Genomic DNA, 19,903 nt, shown 5'->3' on the forward strand with positions numbered 1-19,903 from the left:
CATGGACATTTCCCGCATTCTGACGCCGCGCCGCGTTAACCTGGCGCTTAGCGCCACCAGTAAAGAAGAGGCGATCAACGAACTCACCGATCTGCTGGTGAGCGACGGCGCCATCAGCGATCGCGCCGCGTTTATTGCCGATGTCTGGCTGCGTGAAGCGGAAGGCTCGACCGGCTTCGAAAACCATATCGCGATTCCGCACGGCAAATCGTCGGCGGTCAAACAAACCACGCTCGCCATTGGCCGCACCCAGCAGGATATTCCGTGGGAAACGCTGGATGGCAGCCAGGTGCGCTGCATTATCCTGTTCGCCGTGCGGCTGGAAGATCAGAACACCACCCATATTCGCCTGTTGTCGCAGGTGGCCAGCGCGCTGGCCGATGATGAGGTGATAGCCCGACTGCTGGCGGAGAATGACCCCGGCAATATCATCCGGCTGTTTAGTCAGTACGCCGAAACCGACCTCTGTTAACACCCAACACCTTGAGGTGCCACATGAATATCGTCTGTGTAGCGGCCTGCACCGCAGGCATCGCGCATACCTACATTGCGCGCGAAAAACTGATTAAGGGGGCCCACGCGCTGGGCCACACCATCCACGTTGAAACCCAGGGCACCATCGGCACTGAAACGCCGCTGACGCGTGAGCAGATTGACGCCGCTGACGTGGTGATCCTCGCGGTTGACGTCAAGATCAACGGCGAAGAGCGCTTTCAGGGCAAACCCATCGTGCGAGTGAAAACCGAAGTGGTGATCAAGTCACCGGTGAAATTCCTCGAAAAAGTGGCGGATTCACTGGCGCGCGCCTGAGGAGATCGATCATGAGCGATCACAAACGTCAGTACGGCCAGGAGATCAAAGGCCACCTGCTCACCGGCATCTCATGGATGATCCCGCTGATCGTCGCCGCCGGCATCTGCATCGCGCTCGGCCAGGTGATTGGCGGGCCGGACGTCGGCAAGCAGACCGGCAGCATTGCGTGGATGCTGAACCAGATCGGCGGCTGGGGCATGGGGCTGATTGTGCCGCTGATCAGCGCCGCCATCGCCTACTCGATTGCCGATCGTCCCGGCTTTGCGCCTGGCCTGATCGTCGGCTTTATCTGCGGCCAGATCGGCACCGGCTTTATCGGCGGGATTCTGGGCGGTTTCCTCGTCGGCTACACCGTGCTGCTGCTGCGCCGGGTGATCAGGCTGCCGCAGTCGATGCAGGGGCTGATGCCGATCATGGTACTGCCGCTGCTCAGCACCATCATCGCCGGGCTGCTGATGATGACCTTTATCGGCCAGCCCATCGTCTGGCTGCAAAAGACGCTGATTCATCTGCTGGAATCCATGCAGGGCGGCTCCAAATTCGTGATGGGCGCCATCCTCGGCGCGATGGCTACCTTCGACTTTGGCGGGCCGATCAATAAGACCATGTCGCTGTTCGCCGACGGCATGCTGGTCGACGGCATTTACGGTCCGGAAGCGGTGAAGTTTGTCGGCTCCATCATTCCGCCGTTCGGCATCACCCTCTCTTATCTGCTGACGCGCCACAAATACACCAAAGCAGAGAAAGAGGCGCTGAAAGCCGCCTTCCCGATGGGCATCTGCATGATTACCGAAGGCGTGATTCCGATTGCGGCACGCGACCTGCTGCGCGTGGTGGCCAGCTGCGTGGTGGCCTCAGCGCTGGCCGGCGGACTGATTATGGTGTGGGGCGTGGAAGCGCCGGTGCCACACGGTGGCATGTTCGTGGTGCCGCTGTTCACCAAACCGTGGCTGTTCTGCCTGGCGCTCGGCATCGGCACCGTGGTGTGCGGCGTGATGCTGTCGGTGATGAAAAAACCGGTCACACAGCAGGATGAAGAGTTCGATGACGTGGAAGCACCCGGCGTCCGCGATGAAGAGATCAAATTCACTCTGGAATAAGGAGCCCGCATGTTTGCCATGATGAATGACCTGATTCAGGCCGCCTTCCAGCACAAGTACGCGGTGCTGGCGATCAACTGCTTCAACCTCGAAACCGCCCGCGCGGCGATTCAGGCGGCGGAACAGCAGCGCGCGCCGCTGATCCTCAACGTGTATCAGGGACACAGCGCGCATTTTCCGCCAGCGGTGGCGGCGCCGCTGGTGCAGGCGCTGGCGGCTCAGGCTGCGGTGCCGGTGGCGCTGGCGCTCGACCACGGCAAAGCCTTTCCGCTGATTGGTCAGGCGTTTCGCGCCGGCTTTACCGGGCTGATGATTGACGCATCGGCCGAGCCGCTGGCGGACAATATTCGTCAGACCGCAGCGGTAGTGAAGATGGCGCATACCGCTGGTGTGTGCGTTGAAGGCGAGCTGGGGCATATCGCCGATGCGCCCACATATGAACTGGCCGATGCCGCCGTGAAGATGACGCGGGTAGAAGACGTGCTGCCGTTTATTGAGCAGACCGGCATCGACCTGCTGGCGATTTCGGTCGGTACCGCGCACGGGCTTTATCCACCGGGCGTAAAGCCGAAGATCGACTTCGAACGGCTGCAACAGCTGCACGCGGTGACAACGCGGCCGCTGGCGCTGCACGGCGGCTCGGGCACCCCGGCGGAGGATATACGCCGCGTCAGCGCCTGTGGCGTCGCCAAGATCAACGTCGGCGCTGCGGTGTTCGACGCCGGTAAGCACGCGGTGCAGCAGGCGCTGCGCCAGCACCCGCAGGCTGAGCTGGCCGATGTGCTGGCGCTGATGGAGTCCGCCTGTCGCGAAGTGGTTATTGAATATCTGAGCTGGTCAGGGTCGGCAAACCGCTACTGACGGCGCGCACGCCCCGATCGCGGCGCAATTTCCAACTGTTTCTTTTTATCCCTCATCGGGTCGGCGCGTGCGCCGGCTCTGGTAAAACTCACGCTAAGGAAACATAAACATGTTGATTTCAATGAAAGAGATGCTGGCCCCGACCCGTGAACATCGCTTCGCCATCGGCGCATTTAACGTCGCTGACAGCTGCTTTATCCGGGCCGTGGTGGAAGAAGCCGAAGCCACCAATACGCCCGCCATTATTTCTATCCATCCGAGTGAACTGGAATTTGTCACCGATGAATTTTTTGGTTACGTGCGCGAACGCACCTTAAAAAGCCGCGTGCCGTTCACTATTCACCTTGATCATGGCGCTTCAATTGCGCAGGTGCTGCGCGCTATTCAGTGCGGCTTTACCTCGGTAATGATTGACGGCTCGCTGCTGCCGTACGAAGAGAACGTGGCGCTGACCAAAGAGGTGGTGAAGCTGGCGCACGCGGTGGGCGTGTCGGTGGAAGGCGAACTCGGCACCATCGGCGATACCGGCACCACAGTGGAAGGTGGCGTGAGCAAGGTGATTTACACCGAACCGGCGCAGGCGGAAGATTTTGTGCAGCGCACCGGCGTCGATACGCTGGCAGTGGCGATTGGTACCGCGCACGGCATCTATCCCAAAGATATGAAACCGGAGCTGCAGATGCACATTCTGAAGGATATCTCTCAGCGCGTAGATATTCCGCTGGTGCTGCACGGCGGTTCGGCCAATCCGGACGCGGAGATTGCCGAGGCGGTGACGCTGGGCGTAGGCAAGATCAATATCTCCAGCGACATGAAGTTCGCCTATTTCGCCCGACTGCGCGAGATCCTCGCGCGGGAGAGCTGGTGGGATCCGAATGTGATTTATCCGGATGCCATCGCCGCTGCGAAAGCGGTGATTCGCTACAAGATGAATCTGTTCGGCGGGTTAGGTAAAGCCGGGTTGTATCGTTGATTTCAAAACCATAAATATGGCCGCTACGGAAGTGCAGGGTGTCAGTAGCCCATGCCGTAGCGGCGCGGTTTATCGCGCGTATTCACCCGCCGCACTGCTGCTGATTGCGCAATAAATTGCGCCGCTACAGGACGGTAACGCCTGTCGCGATACGATTTATCGCTAACGATTACTTCACCACGCCCAGCCACTGTCTGGCGATCTGCGCATATTCGCCGGTGGCGGTGCTGAGGTGCAGCCACTGATCGACATACAGCTTCCAGCTCATATCATCACGCGGAATCATGTAAGCCTTCTCGCCATACTGCATCGGCTGCTGCGGATTAATGGCGCACAGCGACGGATAGTGCTGCTGCTGGAACAGCGCTTCGGAAGCATCGGTGATCATCACGTCGGCTTTGTTATCCACCAGCTGCTGGAAAATCCCGGTGTTCTCCGCCAGCTGCAGGCTGGCCCGCGGCAGATGACTGTGCACAAACGCTTCGTTGGTGCCACCAGCCGGCTCGATTACCCGCACCTGCGGCTGGTTGATCTGCTCAACCATCTGGTACTTCGCTTTATCCGCGCAGCGCACCAGCGGAATTTTGCCATCGACGCCCAGCGGCTGCGCGAACCAGGCAATCTGCTGACGTTTAAGCGTCACGGAGACACCGCCCAGCGCGATATCACACTGTTTCGCCACGAAATCCTCACTCAGGGTTTTCCACGTGGTTGGTACCCACTGCACCTTTGCGCCGAGGCTGGCGGCCAGCGACTGCGCCATGCTGATATCCAGCCCTTCATACTGGCCGTCGCTGCGCAGAAAGGTGTAAGGCTTGTAATCGCCGGTGGTGCAGATCTTCAATGTTTTGCTCTGGCGAACGTCATCAAGGTGGGATTGCGCCTGAGCCGCGCCGGCCACCAGAAGTAAGGCACTCAGTATCACAGTTTTCATGGTGTGTTCTTTTTAAGTGGATGTTGGTTTGCGTGCGGATTGTTGCATAAGTGACGGCATTATTGCTTTGAGAGCAAAAGTCTTGTGATCAATCACGCATTTTTTTGCCCCACGCGCGCGCGTAGAGTGGGCGGCATCTATGAGAAACGGAGCGAATTATCCATGAGCAAGATTTTGATTATCGACGGCGGCAAGACCTTTGCCCATTCCAAAGGCGAACTGAACCATACCCTGACCGAAGTGGCGGCCAGCCAGCTGCGCGATCTGGGCCATGAGGTTCAGGTGACCGTTGCCGATAGCGACTACAACGTGGCGGACGAAGTGCAGAAATACCTCGACAGCGACGTGGTGATTTATCAGATGCCGGGCTGGTGGATGGGCGAGCCGTGGACGGTGAAAAAGTACATCGATGAGGTGTTTACTCTGGGCCACGGCGCGCTGTACGCCAGCGATGGCCGTTCGCGCAGCGATGCCAGCAAAAAATACGGTTCCGGCGGCCTGATTCAGGGCAAAAAATACATGCTGTCGCTGACCTGGAACGCGCCGCTGGAAGCCTTTACCGATCCTGACCAGTTCTTCGAAGGCGTCGGCGTGGACGGCCTGTACCTGCACTTCCATAAAGCCAATCAGTTCCTCGGTATGGAAAGTCTGCCGACCTTTATCTGTAACGACGTGATTAAACAGCCGGACGTGCCGCGCGATATCGCACGTTATCGGACTCATCTCAGCCAGATCTTTGCTTAACTGTAAGCACACCGGGAAAAAACAGAAGGAAGCGTTATGTTAACTGTGGTTGCAGAAATTTGCGTTAAGCCGGGCCGCCGTCAGGAGGTGCTGGAGGCGATTAATAAACTGATCCCTGTCGTGCTGGAAGAAGAGGGTTGCCATCAGTACGATGCGCTGGTCGATCACCAGGCGCAGGTGCCGTGGAAGCAGAACTCGCCAGACTCGATCTTTATGCTCGAGCAGTGGGAATCGCTGCGCCATCTGGAGCAGCATCAGCAGATGCCGCACATGGATGCGCACCGCGCCACCATCAAAGATGACGTGGTAGACGTGAAAATTCTGGTGCTGGAACCGACCGCCTGATTTTTCCGCTGCAGGCATAAAAAAAGCCCCGGTTTTGCGACCGGGGCTTTTGTTTAGCGACTAATCAATGATCAGTGCTGTTCGTTGTGCAGGTTCTGCACCAGCAGTTCCGCATCACCGTTGCTGTAGACGTTGTACTCGTTGCCACCGACGGTGACGGTACCGGCCGCCTGCTGCCAGGAGCTGGCATCTTCACCGGCTGGCAGGATGTCTTCCAGCGTCAGCGCCTCGCCCTGCTTGGCATTCACCACCAGCTGTGACTTGCCGTTGTCGATGAACAGGGAGTCCTGGCCCTGCGCCATGATGTCGTTGAGCGACATGCTCATCAGCCCTTCTACATCCGTGGCACCGGCAGCGAAGATCGAGTTGATCTCTGGCGGCGGCGGCGGAGTGACGTCGACGTTGGTCGAAACGGTTTTGTCGATGACCAGTTCATTACCGGCCGCATCGCGTATCGTAACGTTGAAGTCATAATCGCCTTCTGCCAGTTTGTCAGACTCATAGCGCCACACGCCGTTTTGCACCACGGTAGAGCCGATCAGCTCAGTACGCGCTTCGTCGGCCCAAATCATCACGATAGAACCGTCTTCTGACCCCTTGCCTTTGAAGATCAGGGTGTCGTCGTTGGTGTCCGGCCGCACATGGGTTTCAGTGCCGGTTTTATCCGCAAACACGCCTTCGAAGTTAGCATCAACGCCACCTTCAACTAGCTCCGGCTTGGTGGTATCCACGTCAAAGTTAATGGCGGCTTCTTTGTCGCCTTTCACACCGGACTGGCTCACCGGCTGTACTTCAACCTTATGGTTGCCTTCGCCCAGTTCTGGCAGCTCATAGCTCCACTTGCCATCCTTAACTTCAACCACGACAGGTTCCTTATCGTCGATATAGATAATGACCTGCGACAGATCCGGTGACGTGCCCTTCAGGGTTGGCTGTTTGTCATCGGTGACCATGCCGTCTTTGATCTCACCGGTGATAGGTCCGATGTTATCCTCCAGTACGTACGAGCCTTCCATTGAGCCTGGCTTTTTGGTGTCAATGATCAGATCGATTGGATCGGATGGGTTGGACACGTTGCCAGCCGGATCGGTGATTTCGATAATCACTTCGTAGTTACCGTCATCGATTGGGTTTTCAGGCTTCACTTCCCATTTGCCGTCTTCGCCGACAATGCCGGTGCCGATCACCACTTTATTACCGGTACCGTCTTCGATGATGACTTCCACTTTATCGCCCGGAGTGCCGCCGTCGCCGCCGAAGCCTGGACGGTTGTCATCAATGGGCTTACCTGGTTCAACCGGACCGGTATTCTCACCTTCGTTATCGACAATCGTCGGTGGTTTTGGCTGATCCGGAGGCGTAACATCGATAATCACGTTGATAGGATCAGAGGTCGGAGACTCTTTGCCGGTGGCCGGATCTTTGGCGATCAGTTCAATATCGTGTGAACCCTCTGTCAGCTCTGGCAATTCAATTTCCCACTTGCCATCTTTAACGATTACGGTTGCCACCTGCTCGCCATCAACGATCACGGAAATGATGTCGCCATTGTTGCCTTCACCGCGCAGCACTGGCGTGATGTCGTTGGTGGAATCACCTGGCTGCAGTACGCGCTCTTCATCGCCGTTGTTGGCGACCATCTCATCCAGCACCGGTGCTGGCAGAATATTGCTGTCGACAACCAGTTTGAACGGATCGGTTTTCTCAGAGACGGTGCCGCCTTTGCTGATGGAATCCACAACCAGCGAGTGCTCGCCCTCACCCAGCTCAACTTCCAGTTTCCAGTCACCGCGCTGGTCCACCACGGTTGAACCGATCAGTTTATCGCCGTCCCACACGCGCACGATCACGCCCGCATCTCCCTTGCCCGACAGGGTTGGGGTTTTGTCATCGGTAATGTCACCTGACTTCAGCGGACCGGTAACGCGGCCTTCGTCATCCATCACCTCATTCAGTGATGGCGCGCCCGGCACGGAGGAGTCCAGCGTCAGTGCGAAGTTGTCAGAGCGCGGGCTCTCGGCACCGAAGCGATCGGTGTAACTAGCGCTGAACACGTGGGTGCCGTCGGTGGTCAGTTCCGGCGTGAAGCTCCAGCGGCCATCGGCACCGGCTTTTACGCTGCCAATCACGTTGGAGCGAATATCGTAGATTTTGACTACGCTGTCCGGCTGAGCAACACCGTACAGGGTTGGGGTTTTGTCATTGGTGTAGTTGCCTGGCGTCAGATAGGTATCTGCGCTGCCTTCATTATCGATCACGCGCATAATCTGCGGCGCTTCTGGTGCAGAAGTGTCGATATTGTAGATTAGCGGAGTTGATGGTCCCCAGTTGCCCGCGCGGTCCAGATAACGAATGCCGGCAACGTGTAAACCCTCTTTCAGCTCCGGCGAATCAAACTGCCATTTGCCGCTGGCATCAGCACGAGTGGTGTAAACTGTATCATCAATTACTATCTGTACTAATGCATTGGGTTCCGCGTTTGTACCGCCGATCGTAATTACTTTTGTGTTGATGGTTTTAACGGGTTTACCAGTTAACGCAGCCGCGTCCACAGAGGCTGATTCTGCTGGCGTTTCAGATACCGCTTCGTTCACTGCCTGAGTGACCACACCGTCGGCAATCGTCAGGTTGAAAGCATCAGAAATTGGGCTTTCATGGCCAACCTTATCTTTCGCCATCACGGTCAGTTTGTGCTCGCCGTCTGCCAGCTCCGGCGTGATGCTCCATGCACCCATTTTGTCTGCTACGACGGAACCGATCTCTTCACCGTTATCGTACAGGGTAACAATCGTGCCAGGCTCGGCCACACCGGACAGCGCCGGCGTTTTATCGCTGGTAGCGTCACCCGGCGTCAGATAGTGATCTTCCGCCGCATTATCAATTACACGCCAGATTTCCGGTTTCGCCGGAGGCGTCGTATCCATATCGAGAATGAAGATAGCCGGGTCACTCGGGTTGGTCGCTTTATCAATCGATACCAGCTGAATAACATGGGTGCCGTCTAACCAGCTGGTTTCCGGGTCGAATGACCATTTGCCGTCCTCGCTGATATCAACGATGTGCACTTTACCATCGATTGTAATCTCCAGCTTGCCGCCGTTGGCATCGCCTACGCTTTTATCAATCCATTTATAAAACTGATCTTTGGTCGAGATAACGCGGGCGTTCTCTAATTTACCTTGAATATTAGCCATGATGTGCATTCCTTTTACGTTAAATAATGTTTCGGGATTTCCAGCCGAATACAGGTTTAATTTCGCTTTTTATGTCCGCAGACAATACGAGAAACGTCTTAATCGATTAAGTTATATAAACCTCTAATAACTTTATCGAGGCACAGTGCCTCACACCTCATCAATATGAGATGTGAGAATGCGCTGCTAAAATAATTAAATCAGATCACTTATTTTCTACACTAATAATAACCCGGCGCTCGCTGGCATAGCATGCTTTCTGCTCCTGCGGGTTGCCTGAACACTGGGTATTGACCTGAGATTCCCCCATGCTCTGCGCGGTGATATTGGCCGCATTCATTCCCTGGGCGATCAGCAGTGCTTTCACCGCCTCGGCGCGACGCTGGCCGAGCGCCATATTGCTGCTGTCGCTACCAATAGGATCGGTAAAGCCGGTGACGATGATGTGGCGTTGAGCGGCATTTTCCTTTTTCAGCATGCCGGCAAAGCTGCTGAGTGCTTCGCGCCCCTGTGCGGAGATGTCGTTGCTGTTGGCACTGCCAAAGCGGAATAGCAGGTCAGATGAAAACGCATAGTTATCATAAGCTTCAGCCGTTCCTTCCTGACAGCGCTGTACCGACGATGCGCGCGACAGCAAATGAGCCTGCCGTTTGGTGCTCAGTAACTCCTGCTGCGCCTGCTGCTGGCTGACCACCAGCGGACGACCGCTGTCATCAAGGTTAGCGCGAATGTAGTAGGTTTTACCGGCAGCCAGTTTATCACTCCACGATTGCGCGCGTTTACCCTGATAATCTGGCGCATCGTTGACATAACTGCCCAGCGAATGGGTTCCCGGCGCAACACAAAACACCGTATAGCCACCGGCCAGTAACGACGTCTGAAATTCACCGTCGACATAAATATTCGCCGGTTTTTCTCCGGTTAGTGAAGCCGGACGATAATAAACCACCCGCGCCTGCTCTGCCGATACCGGCGATAAACTGCGCCATGCGGCACCAAATGAATTTTGCGCCTGGGTTGAAAAAGTCGTTAATACTGGCGCACACACCAGTGAAGCTAAAAGTAATTTTTTTGCAATTTTCATTTAAGTTTCACAGGTGCAATAAATTGCACCTGTATGCTCCAGATAAATTAGAATTGTTCGATTTCGTTCTGTAAGAACAGCGCATCTGATTGGGAATTATTTTCAGCCATCACACCACTCTGGCTTTCCTGATTATTCCAGTCATTAAACGCATCGTTATTAAGCTGCAGTAACTCCGCATTAATCGGCTGCGGCTGATCGTCGGCCTCATTGAACAGTTCATGATTGTCCAGCGAAAGCAGAGCCGAAAGATCGAGACCGGCCAGCTCAAGCGCATTAATCTCTGGCGGCGGCGGTGGAATGGTGTCGACTTCCACTTCATAAATGTCCGTTTTGCCGGTCACTTCGCCATCGCTGGAGAACACGCCGCGCAGCTGATAGATATCATCCGCCAGATCCGTCGTCGTCAGCTCCCATTTGCCGTCAGCACCAATCGTGGTAGTGAAGCTGTAGCTGTTCTCGAGACCGACAATGTAGATGGTAACCAGCTCGCCTGGCACGCCTTTACCGGACACAATGATGCTCGGATCGTTCATCGCGCCGCCGTTTTCGATTGGCGTACGCACGCCGGCGTCGTTATTGTCTTTAAAGATATGCTCAATCACGCCAGAAACCGGAACGTCCGGATCGGGCAGGCCATCGACAGGTTCAGGATCGACCGGCACTTGCGTGTCGCCTTCAAACCCAATCGTGACCTTGTCAGAGGCCGGTGATTCGTTACCGGCCGGATCGCGTACCACGATTTCCAGCTCGTGCTCGCCCGGTTGCAGATTGTTTTCTGGCGTGAAGGTCCACTTGCCGTCTTCTACAATCACCGAACCAATGGGCTTGCCGTTGTCGATAATCACCACGATATCGCCGTCGTTGCCGCTGCCTTCCAGCGTCGGACGCAGATCTTTTGTGGTGGAACCGTCTTCCAGCGGATTACCTTCGCTGTCTTTAATCACGCCGATGCCCGGATTTTCCGGCGCCACGGTGTCCACATCAACGATGAACGGATCGGATGGCAGCGATTTGTTCCCCACCTGATCGACCACCACGATGCTCAGCTCGTGTCGCCCATCCTGCAGCGCCGGAGCCGTAAAGGTCCAGTTGCCTTCGGCGTCTACCCTGGCGGTGCCCAGCTTCACGCCATCGTTCCAGATTTCTACCGTCGAGCCCGCTTCAGCTTTACCGGTCAGCGTCGGCGTATTGTCTTTCGTCACGCCGCCTTTTTCGATCAGCACCGGCGGATCCTGCATATCGTCCATCACGCTGCCAATAGTGCCTTTAGCTGGCGCCGTCAGATCGATGATGAATTCCCACGGATCGCTCTCTTCACCCACCACGCCTTCGGCGTTACGCTCGGCGGTAACGATGCTGTGATTGCCAGCCGCCAGCGGTTTTTCCGGCGTAAAGGTCCAGTTACCCTCGTCATCCACCAGCACTTCACCCAGCAGCGTCTCACCATCCCATATTTCAATGGTGTTGCCCGGCGTGCCGGTGCCGTTGAAGGTGGGCATGGTGTCATCGGTGCGGCCGCCGTTAGCCACCGAACCGGTTACGTCACCGATATCATCAATCACATCGCTGATCGTGGGCTTGCTGATATCGCCGCCGCCGCTGCCACCGCCGCCTTCACCTTTGCCGCTGTGGCTGCCGTCGTTATTGTCGTAATGGTGTTTCGCCGCGACATAGCCAAGACCCGCCGCCGCCGCGATAGCCGCCAGACCGCCGAGCGCAATCAGCGCCGGCGACCATTCAAAGCCGCTGGCCAGCGCGTAACCGGAATTATCATCAACGCTGCCTTCACCCAGCGCCAGCGCGGTGGTTTCGCCGTCGGCCAGCGCGGCCGCTTCGTGGTCGGCATTGCCGTCCGTCGCGACGTAAGCGTGCATTTCGCCGTCTTCCGCTTTACCCACTAAGGTGCCGGATTTAGCGAAGAAATCTTCGATAATCAGATCCGGTTTGCTGGCGTCTGAGCCTTCCAGCATCACCAGCAGGTTTTTCCCTGCGCGTTTAACGGTGATGTTTTCAGGCGCGGTGCCGTCCTGATTCTGCGTCAGCAGATATTTACCGTTGGTAATTGCCTGAATCTTCACTGCTTTGCCGTCTTTACCGGCGCGCAGCACTTCCGCTTTGGTTATGGTTTTCTTATCGATAACCGCCACACTTACGGGTGAAACGTTCATGATTCTTCCTTCCGTCGATTAATTTTGACTGCGCGTTTGCAGGCAAGCGCCGCAATCTCCCTGGCTCTGCCCTTGGGTGGGCTCAAAGTTGCGACATAATCCGGAAAGAGATAAATCCGAGACATAAGAAATGTCCCGTTAGGAAAAAATTCTTAAATGGGCGGCCGAAAGATAGCTAAATCATTAACCGATTGAATTAAAGCGTTTTTATCGATGAGGGCAGAACATAACAGGAAAGGTTATTCAAACAGAACCGGACTATAACAGATGATTTTCCTGAATTTTTTCCCGTAAAAAATCCAGAAAACAGGTGATGCGGGAACTGAGCGACTGGTTGCGATAGTACACCGCGTGAATCGGCAGGCGCAGTTCGCGCGTGTCATTTTCCAGCACCTGTACCAGCCGGCCGCTGGCGCGATCCTCGCGGCTGACAAAATCCGATAGCCGCACAATGCCCTGGCCGGCCAGCGCCAGCTGGCGCAGGGTTTCGCCGCTCGACGCGCAAAGCGTGGGTTTGATGCGCAAAAACTCGCCTTCACGCTGCCATACCGGCCAGACGTTGTGCGCGTCCAGCTGGCTGAATCCCAGCAGCTGGTGCGTCAGCAGATCTTCCACGCTCTGCGGCGCGCCGGCTTTTTCCAGATAGGCCGGACTGGCCAGCAGGCGAATCGCGCTGCTGCCCAGCACGCGGGCGCGCAGCGTGGAGTCGCGCAGTTCGCCAATGCGAATAGCGATATCGGTTTGCTGCTCAAGCAGGTCGATGACAATGTCATCGGTGTTCAGCTCCAGCTGAATTTGCGGATAGCGCGCGCAAAATTCGGCAACCAGCGGCACGATAACATGCAGGGTAAACGGTGTATTGGCGTTGACGCGCAGCCGTCCGGAGGGAATGTCGCGCCGCTGCGCGATATGCTCTTCGGCCTGCTCCACCGACGCGAGGATTTGCCGCGCGTGATCGAGAAAAATCAGCCCCTCTTCGGTCAGCGCCAGGCGACGCGTAGTGCGGTGCAGCAGTGTGGTTTGCAGTTTGCTTTCGAGGCGGCTCAGCGCCCGGCTGATGCCGGAGCTGGTTTGATCCAGCTGTTCCGCTGCGGCGGTAATCGAACCGGTGTCCACCACCGCGACCCAGGCGCGTAACTCTTCCAGTGTGATTTTCACTCTTCCTACCTCAGCGCATTGCTACTTCGAGACCGGTCTTAGCCTCGTTCTCACGGCTGCTGAGGTAGATTGCTCCACGTTCAGCAGCGGCAGGATACCACAATGCAGCAAAACGCAGGGATTATCGCTGACCCGGGGCAGCAGGCGGCATAGGGGTGCCGCGCCCAGCGCGGTTTATATTAACGGGCATGCGGCGATGGGACAGATCGGGACGGGTAGCGATCGCACGCGTAGCCGGCATAAAAAAGGGACGCCGCAGCGTCCCGTTTGCATCACACTTCGAGGTCCGCGAGGTCGCCTTTTTCCTGCAGCCAGTTGCGGCGGTCTTCCGAGCGTTTCTTCGCCAGCAGCATGTCCATCATCCGTAACGTCTGCTCGACGTCTTCTTCGTCGACCGTCAGTTGCACCAGACGACGGGTGTTGGGATCGAGCGTGGTTTCGCGCAGCTGCAGCGGGTTCATCTCACCCAGACCTTTAAAGCGCTGCACGTTCGGCTTGCCTTTTTTCCGCTTCAGCTGCTCCAGCACGCCCTCTTTTTCGTCTTCATCGAGCGCGTAATACACCTCTTTACCGAGGTCGATGCGGTACAGCGGCGGCATCGCCACATAGACGTGGCCCTGCTGCACCAGCGAGCGGAAGTGTCTCACAAACAGCGCGCACAGCAGCGTGGCAATGTGCAGGCCGTCGGAGTCCGCATCGGCGAGGATACAGATTTTGCCGTAGCGCAGCTGGCTGAGATCTTCACTGTCCGGATCGATACCTATCGCCACCGAAATATCGTGCACTTCCTGCGACGCCAGCACTTCGTCCGACGACACTTCCCAGGTGTTGAGGATCTTGCCTTTCAGCGGCATGATCGCCTGATATTCGCGGTCGCGCGCCTGCTTGGCGGAGCCGCCCGCAGAATCCCCTTCCACCAGGAACAGTTCGGTTTTATTCAGATCCTGCGCGGTACAGTCGGCCAGCTTGCCCGGCAGCGCCGGTCCGCTGGTCAGCTTTTTACGCACCACCTTTTTCGCCGCGCGCATACGACGCTGTGCGCTGGAGATCGCCAGCTCGGCCAGCATTTCGGCGGCCTGCACGTTCTGGTTGAGCCACAGGCTGAAGGCATCTTTCACTACCGCCGAGACAAACGCCGCGCACTGGCGTGAGGAGAGACGCTCTTTGGTCTGTCCGGCAAACTGCGGATCCTGCATTTTGACCGACAGCACGTAGGCGCAGCGATCCCAGATATCCTCCGCCGACAGCTTCACGCCGCGCGGCAGAATATTGCGGTATTCACAGAATTCGCGCATCGCGTCGAGCAAGCCCTGACGCAGGCCGTTAACGTGCGTTCCGCCCTGCATGGTTGGGATCAGGTTGACGTAGCTTTCGGTCAGCAGCTCGCCGCCCTCCGGCAGCCACAGCAGCGCCCAGTCGACTGCCTCCACATCACCGGCAAAGCTGCCGACAAACGGTTTTTCCGGCAGCGTTGGCAGGCCGTTCACCGCTTCGCTCAGGTAATCCGTCAGGCCATCCTGATACAGCCAGGTTTGCTCGGTATCGTTCACCTTGTCTTTAAAGACAATTTCGACGCCCGGGCACAGCACCGCTTTGGCTTTCAGCAGGTGCTTGAGGCGGGAGACGGAGAAGCGCGGGCTGTCGAAGAAGCTTTCGTCTGGCCAGAAGTGAACGCTGGTGCCGGTGTTACGTTTGCCGACCGTACCAATCACCGCCAGATCCTGCACTTTATCGCCATTTTCGAAGGCGATCTGGTAAATCTCACCGTTGCGGCGCACCGTGACTTCCACACGCTTCGACAGGGCGTTCACCACCGAAATCCCCACGCCGTGCAGGCCGCCGGAGAACTGGTAATTTTTGTTGGAGAATTTACCGCCGGCGTGCAGGCGACAGAGAATCAGTTCGACCGCTGGCACGCCCTCTTCCGGGTGGATATCGACGGGCATACCACGGCCATCATCGATCACTTCCAGCGACTGATCGGCGTGCAGGATGACTTCCACGCGTTTGGCGTGACCGGCCAGCGCCTCATCGACGCTGTTATCGATCACTTCCTGGCCCAGATGGTTAGGGCGTGTGGTATCGGTGTACATGCCCGGACGGCGACGTACCGGTTCGAGGCCGGTTAAAACCTCAATGGCGTCAGCATTATAGCTAGATTGGCTCATCGTAACAGTCTGATTAGCAATAGGAAAATGGGCCCATCCCGCAGCATCAGGGAGTATTCAGTCCCAGAAAATCAATCATCTGCGCAAAATGGCGTTCGAATCCGATATAGGCATGATTGCCGCCCTCTTCTACCGTCTGACGGCACGCGCTGTAGTAATCCAGCGCCTGGCGATAGTCGAGCACTTCATCGCCGGTTTGTTGCAGCAGCCAGAGTAGATCGGGCGCTTCCAGAGGGTCAATCTGCATCACTTTCAGATCGTAAATGTGGCGAGACTCTAACACATATTGCTGGCCGGTGTAGGGATTCCGGTTTTCACCCAGATAATCCACCAGCAGTTCAAATGGCCGCACCGCCGGATTCACCACCACCGCCGGCAGCATGAAACACTGCGACAGCCAGGTGGCAAAATAGCCACCGAGCGATGACCCCACCAGCCCGAGCGGTTCCCCGGCATACTGCATCACCAGCTCTTCAAGCAGCGCTGCAGCCTCAGCGGGAAAAGTCGGCAGCTGCGGCACCAGCACCTCAATGTGCGGATGCTGCGCCTGACACCACTGCTGTAACTGCGTCGCTTTAGCCGACTGCGGTGAGCTGTTGAATCCGTGCAGATAAATCAGCGCCGCCATGGTTTAGTAGCCCTCGGAATCCAGGTCCGGACGGAACAGATCGCTCTGCAGACGATTCACTTCGGTGTGCAGCGTGCCATCCGCCTGCAGCGTCAGCCAGCGCCAGCCGGGCGCTACGGTATCAATGGTGAAGTTGGTGCAGTGCGGTTTGAACTGGACGCAGGTCGAAGGCGACGCCAGTACGCGGCGGCCGTGCCAGTCGAGATCCAGCTCCTGATGAATGTGGCCGCACACCAGGTGGCGCGCCAGCGGGAAGTTTTGCAGCACCGCATCCAGCTGATGCGGATTGCGCAGGCTGTGCTGATCAAGCCAGGTACAGCCGGAGGCCAGCGGATGATGGTGCAGCAGCACCAGCGTGTAGCGATCGGGGAACTGACGCAGCGTGCGGTCCAGCCACTCCAGCTGATAGTCGCTCAGCATGCCGTGCGGCACGCCAAAAACCTGGCTGTCCAGCAGCACCAGCTGCCAGTGCTCGCCGAGCAGCACATGCTTGTCCGCGGCGATGCCGGCCTGCGCCAGCGTATCCACCATCGCTGGCTGAAAATCGTGATTGCCCGGCAGCCAGACGCACGGCTTCGGCAGACGTGCAATGCCCGCAACAAAATGCTGATAAGCTTCGACGGTGTGATCCTGGGCGAGATCGCCGGTGGCGATAATCAGATCGTAATCGCGCTGTTGCGCCGCGATGGCGTCCAGCACCGCATCAAAACTCGACCAGGTATTCACTCCAAGCAGCGATTGATGTTTTCCCGCGAAAAGATGGGTATCCGTAATTTGTAAAATCCTGATCTCGGACCCATTTGCCGCAGGAAGAGTTAGCAGGCTATCCAAAGCGTTTCCTTTCTCTCCACGCTATCGTTGCGTTATATACCCGTGCGGATTCAGGGTATCGCTATCAGCACACCGGCACGGCCATCGCGCCGTGCGCCAGGCAATACCGCAACCAGTCGGCAAGGAACTGGTTAATCTGATGTTTTTCATCGCGCTGATGCAATTTTTTATTAGGATAATCATAGCGCGCTTTGAAGCGATAGATCTGCTGAGTGGAACACACTTCAGCCACCATCGCATCATGGTAGAGCCGCACCGACATGGACGGCAGGCTCCAGTAGCTCACTGCGGGTGCCACCTGGCGGATCTCCACCAGCGTGGTGTAGCGCGTCGACTCTTCAATAGTCAGCTGATAACTGGCGCCGTTCACCTGATACATCACCGACGCACCTGCCTCGTCACTGCGCGGCAGCAGGCGGCGCAGCTGAGCGAAATTGGTTTCGCACAGACGCATCATTTCGGGGAAATCAGGGGTATAGCGCTGTTTCATGTTGGCTTCCACTCTTCTCTTAGTTTCTCATGGTGCAACGCCAGCCATTGCAGAGCGATGACAGATGCCGCGTTATCAATAATCCCCTCTTCCACCCAGCGATAAGCCTGTTCGCGGCTTACCACATGCACAAGAATATCCTCATTCTCTTCCTCCAGCCCGTGATTTCCCTCTGCCTGGCTGGCATCCACTTCGCCCACCAGCACCGACAAACGCTCAGAGGTTCCGCCGGGGCTGGCTAAGTAATTCACTATCGGTTTGACGCGGCCAACCTTGAGGCCAGCCTCTTCGACCGCTTCACGACGCACCACATCTTCCGGCGTTTCGCCCGGTTCAATAATGCCGGCCACCATCTCCAGCAGCCAGGGCGTGGCGCTGGAATCATAGGCCGGAATGCGGATCTGTTCGATCAGCACTACTTCGTCGCGCAGGGGATCATAGGGTAGCAGCACGGCAGCGTGTCCGCGCTCAAAAACTTCGCGCACCACTTCACCGCTCATGTCGCCATTGAAACGGCGGTGGCGGAAGCGGTAACTGACGATGGAAAAAAAACCATCGTAGCGAGTATCGCGTGCAATAATTTCTACATCGTTTTTTGTGAAAGTCACAGGGGATTTTTTTTCACCCGCCATCATCTGGTTCCTTATGCAGATTGGGATGGAGCGAAGAAAAGCCAACCCTTGTGCTCCGTCCGAGTGGTTCTTTCTGAATTATTTACGTAAATTAGGGGGAGAAGGCACGTTCAGCCAACTTATCTCTGACGCCGCCTCTGTAGAATCGGCGATTATTTTTTGGCTTACCTGCAGCACACTCTCTGTGCATTTGCTGCAACACAAGGAATGCAAATGAAAAAACTGCTCCCACTTTTTATTGGACTGAGCCTGGGCGGTTTCAGCCTTGCCAGCCAGGCAGAAAACCTGTTGCAGGTCTACCAGCAGGCGCGCCTCAGCAACCCGGATCTGCGTGCTTCAGCCGCCGATCGCGACGCTGCTTTTGAGAAAATTAACGAAGCGCGTAGCCCGTTGCTGCCGCAGCTGGGTCTGGGTGCAGATTATACCTATAACAGCGGCTATCGCGACAACAGCGGTCTCCATTCCAACACGACCAGCGCCTCGCTGCAATTAACGCAAACGATTTTCGATATGTCGAAATGGCGTGCGCTGACGCTGCAGGAAAAAACGGCCGGCATTCAGGACGTTACTTATCAGGTAGCCCAGCAGGATCTGATCCTGAACACCGCAACCGCCTATTTCAACGTGCTGAAGGCCATTGATACGCTCTCTTACACTGAAGCGCAGAAACAGTCGATCTACCGCGAGCTGGATCAGACCACCCAGCGTTTTAACGTCGGTCTGGTGGCCATCACCGATGTGCAGAACGCCCGTGCTCAATACGACAGCGTGCTGGCCAACGAAGTGACCGCGCGTAACGACCTGGATAACGCGGTGGAATCGCTGCGTCAGATCACCGGCATGGATTATCTGTCGCTGGCGTCACTGAATATCGATCGTTTCAAAACGGCGCGTCCGGAAGCGGTATCCAATTTGCTGAAACAGGCTGAGAGCCGTAACCTCAACCTGCTGTCTGCTCGTCTGAGCCAGGATCTGGCGCGTGAGCAGATTCGCTCCGCCGAGTCCGGCCACATGCCGACGCTGGATCTGACCGCTTCTACCGGTCTGTCGAACAGCAAATACGGCGGCAGCCGCGCTAATCAGAGCGCTGGTACCACCGATTCGATCACCGGCTCCAACCAGGTTGGCCTGAGCTTCTCACTGCCCCTGTACAGCGGCGGTTCAGTGACCTCGCAGGTGAAACAGGCGCAGTATAACTTCGTCGCCGCCAGCGAGCAGCTGGAAGGCGCGCATCGTAGCGCGATCCAGACCGTTCGTTCTTCGTTCAACAACGTGAACGCTTCGATCAGCAGCATCGACGCTTACAAACAGTCGGTAATCTCGGCGCAGAGCTCATTAGATGCCTCGGAAGCCGGTTATCAGGTGGGTACGCGTACCATCGTTGATGTGTTAGACGCGACGACTACGCTGTTTAACGCTAAACAGCAGCTGTCGAATGCGCGTTACAGCTACCTGATTAACCAGCTGAACATCAAATATGCGCTGGGCACGCTGAACGAGCAGGATCTGCAGCAGCTGAACAGTACGCTGGGCAAAGAAGTGACGACCTCGCCAGAAGTGGTCGCGCCGGAAAACAGCCAGCAGGCTGCGCGCGTGGATAACGGCCCGAAAGCGACCTCCGCTTCCGCCGCCGCTCAGGCCCGTCCGGCCGCGGCACGTAACAGCGCCAATCCTTTCGCTAATTAAGCCTTCAAGGGGCCGCTTGCGGCCCCTTTCGCATTCAAACGTATAACAACGTAAAGATCCCCTTGCCACCCGGCTTCCCGCTTCATTTTCC

The 19,903-nt window shown here is 56.8% G+C and carries 18 protein-coding genes; 8 read left to right on the forward strand and 10 right to left on the reverse strand.

Features of this window, described 5'->3' with window-relative positions; translation table 11 throughout:
- Position 1: 1 nt before the first annotated feature.
- The 5 genes from CBW22_RS21665 (at position 2) to CBW22_RS21685 (ending at position 3,747) form a co-directional block, all read left to right on the forward strand.
- Positions 2–472: a PTS sugar transporter subunit IIA gene (locus CBW22_RS21665; RefSeq protein ID WP_010618474.1), complete on the forward strand. Its 471-nt coding sequence runs from the start codon at positions 2–4 to the stop codon at positions 470–472.
- 23 nt (positions 473–495) lie between these two features.
- A complete protein-coding gene (locus CBW22_RS21670) occupies positions 496–810 on the forward strand; it encodes a PTS fructose transporter subunit IIB (RefSeq protein ID WP_021313325.1) in 315 nt (104 codons plus the stop codon).
- 11 nt (positions 811–821) lie between these two features.
- Positions 822–1,913 (forward strand): PTS fructose transporter subunit IIC, encoded by a 1,092-nt coding sequence (locus CBW22_RS21675; protein ID WP_058759786.1) that lies wholly within the window; start codon positions 822–824, stop codon positions 1,911–1,913.
- Positions 1,914–1,922: 9 nt separating this feature from the next.
- A complete protein-coding gene (locus tag CBW22_RS21680) occupies positions 1,923–2,774 on the forward strand; it encodes a class II fructose-bisphosphate aldolase (RefSeq protein WP_058776532.1) in 852 nt (283 codons plus the stop codon).
- 109 nt (positions 2,775–2,883) lie between these two features.
- Positions 2,884–3,747, forward strand: a complete 864-nt coding sequence (locus CBW22_RS21685; protein ID WP_021509600.1) for a ketose-bisphosphate aldolase — start codon at positions 2,884–2,886, stop codon at positions 3,745–3,747.
- Positions 3,748–3,916: 169 nt separating this feature from the next.
- On the opposite strand, the gene CBW22_RS21690 is transcribed toward CBW22_RS21685, so the two are convergent.
- Complete coding sequence (locus tag CBW22_RS21690; protein ID WP_088517842.1) at positions 3,917–4,681, reverse strand: transporter substrate-binding domain-containing protein; 765 nt, start codon at positions 4,679–4,681, stop codon at positions 3,917–3,919.
- Between the two features lie 162 nt (positions 4,682–4,843).
- Between CBW22_RS21690 and CBW22_RS21695 the strand changes: the two genes are divergently transcribed.
- Positions 4,844–5,425 carry an NAD(P)H-dependent oxidoreductase gene (locus tag CBW22_RS21695; RefSeq protein ID WP_010618479.1) on the forward strand — a complete coding sequence of 194 codons (582 nt, stop codon included), beginning with the start codon at positions 4,844–4,846 and terminating at the stop codon, positions 5,423–5,425.
- 36 nt (positions 5,426–5,461) lie between these two features.
- Positions 5,462–5,770 (forward strand): putative quinol monooxygenase, encoded by a 309-nt coding sequence (locus CBW22_RS21700; protein WP_058759782.1) that lies wholly within the window; start codon positions 5,462–5,464, stop codon positions 5,768–5,770.
- Between the two features lie 71 nt (positions 5,771–5,841).
- Here CBW22_RS21700 and CBW22_RS21705 read toward each other — a convergent pair whose 3' ends face one another.
- The 9 genes from CBW22_RS21705 to nudF all read right to left on the reverse strand — a co-directional run bounded on the left by CBW22_RS21705 (position 5,842) and on the right by nudF (position 18,126).
- Positions 5,842–8,964, reverse strand: a complete 3,123-nt coding sequence (locus tag CBW22_RS21705) for an Ig-like domain-containing protein (RefSeq protein ID WP_088517843.1) — start codon at positions 8,962–8,964, stop codon at positions 5,842–5,844.
- Positions 8,965–9,169: 205 nt separating this feature from the next.
- Complete coding sequence (locus tag CBW22_RS21710; protein WP_088517844.1) at positions 9,170–10,048, reverse strand: OmpA family protein; 879 nt, start codon at positions 10,046–10,048, stop codon at positions 9,170–9,172.
- A gap of 47 nt (positions 10,049–10,095) precedes the next feature.
- Positions 10,096–12,219 (reverse strand): Ig-like domain-containing protein, encoded by a 2,124-nt coding sequence (locus CBW22_RS21715; protein ID WP_088517845.1) that lies wholly within the window; start codon positions 12,217–12,219, stop codon positions 10,096–10,098.
- Positions 12,220–12,477: 258 nt separating this feature from the next.
- Positions 12,478–13,377: a LysR substrate-binding domain-containing protein gene (locus tag CBW22_RS21720; RefSeq protein ID WP_058776526.1), complete on the reverse strand. Its 900-nt coding sequence runs from the start codon at positions 13,375–13,377 to the stop codon at positions 12,478–12,480.
- 272 nt (positions 13,378–13,649) lie between these two features.
- Positions 13,650–15,545, reverse strand: coding sequence for a DNA topoisomerase IV subunit B (gene parE, locus CBW22_RS21725; RefSeq protein ID WP_021509608.1), 1,896 nt, complete (start codon positions 15,543–15,545; stop codon positions 13,650–13,652).
- A 46-nt stretch (positions 15,546–15,591) separates the two neighbouring features.
- The gene (gene yqiA / locus CBW22_RS21730) at positions 15,592–16,173 is read right to left on the reverse strand and encodes an esterase YqiA (RefSeq protein WP_058771368.1); all 582 of its coding nucleotides are present in this window, start codon (positions 16,171–16,173) and stop codon (positions 15,592–15,594) included.
- Positions 16,174–16,176: 3 nt separating this feature from the next.
- Entirely contained in the window at positions 16,177–17,004 is an 828-nt protein-coding gene (cpdA, locus tag CBW22_RS21735; protein ID WP_088517846.1) for a 3',5'-cyclic-AMP phosphodiesterase, read from the reverse strand.
- Between the two features lie 64 nt (positions 17,005–17,068).
- Positions 17,069–17,494 (reverse strand): DUF1249 family protein, encoded by a 426-nt coding sequence (locus tag CBW22_RS21740; RefSeq protein WP_021509611.1) that lies wholly within the window; start codon positions 17,492–17,494, stop codon positions 17,069–17,071.
- Positions 17,491–18,126, reverse strand: a complete 636-nt coding sequence (gene nudF, locus CBW22_RS21745; RefSeq protein ID WP_021509612.1) for an ADP-ribose diphosphatase — start codon at positions 18,124–18,126, stop codon at positions 17,491–17,493. The genes CBW22_RS21740 and nudF overlap by 4 nt, the downstream gene beginning before the upstream one ends.
- Before the next feature lie 213 nt (positions 18,127–18,339).
- Here nudF and tolC point away from each other — a divergent pair, with 213 nt between their 5' ends.
- Positions 18,340–19,812 (forward strand): outer membrane channel protein TolC, encoded by a 1,473-nt coding sequence (gene tolC, locus CBW22_RS21755; protein WP_021509613.1) that lies wholly within the window; start codon positions 18,340–18,342, stop codon positions 19,810–19,812.
- Positions 19,813–19,903 lie beyond the last annotated feature (91 nt).

Origin of the sequence: Pantoea sp. VS1 (genome assembly GCF_002207995.1) — a bacterium.
GTDB classification, from domain to species: Bacteria; Pseudomonadota; Gammaproteobacteria; order Enterobacterales; family Enterobacteriaceae; genus Pantoea; species Pantoea dispersa.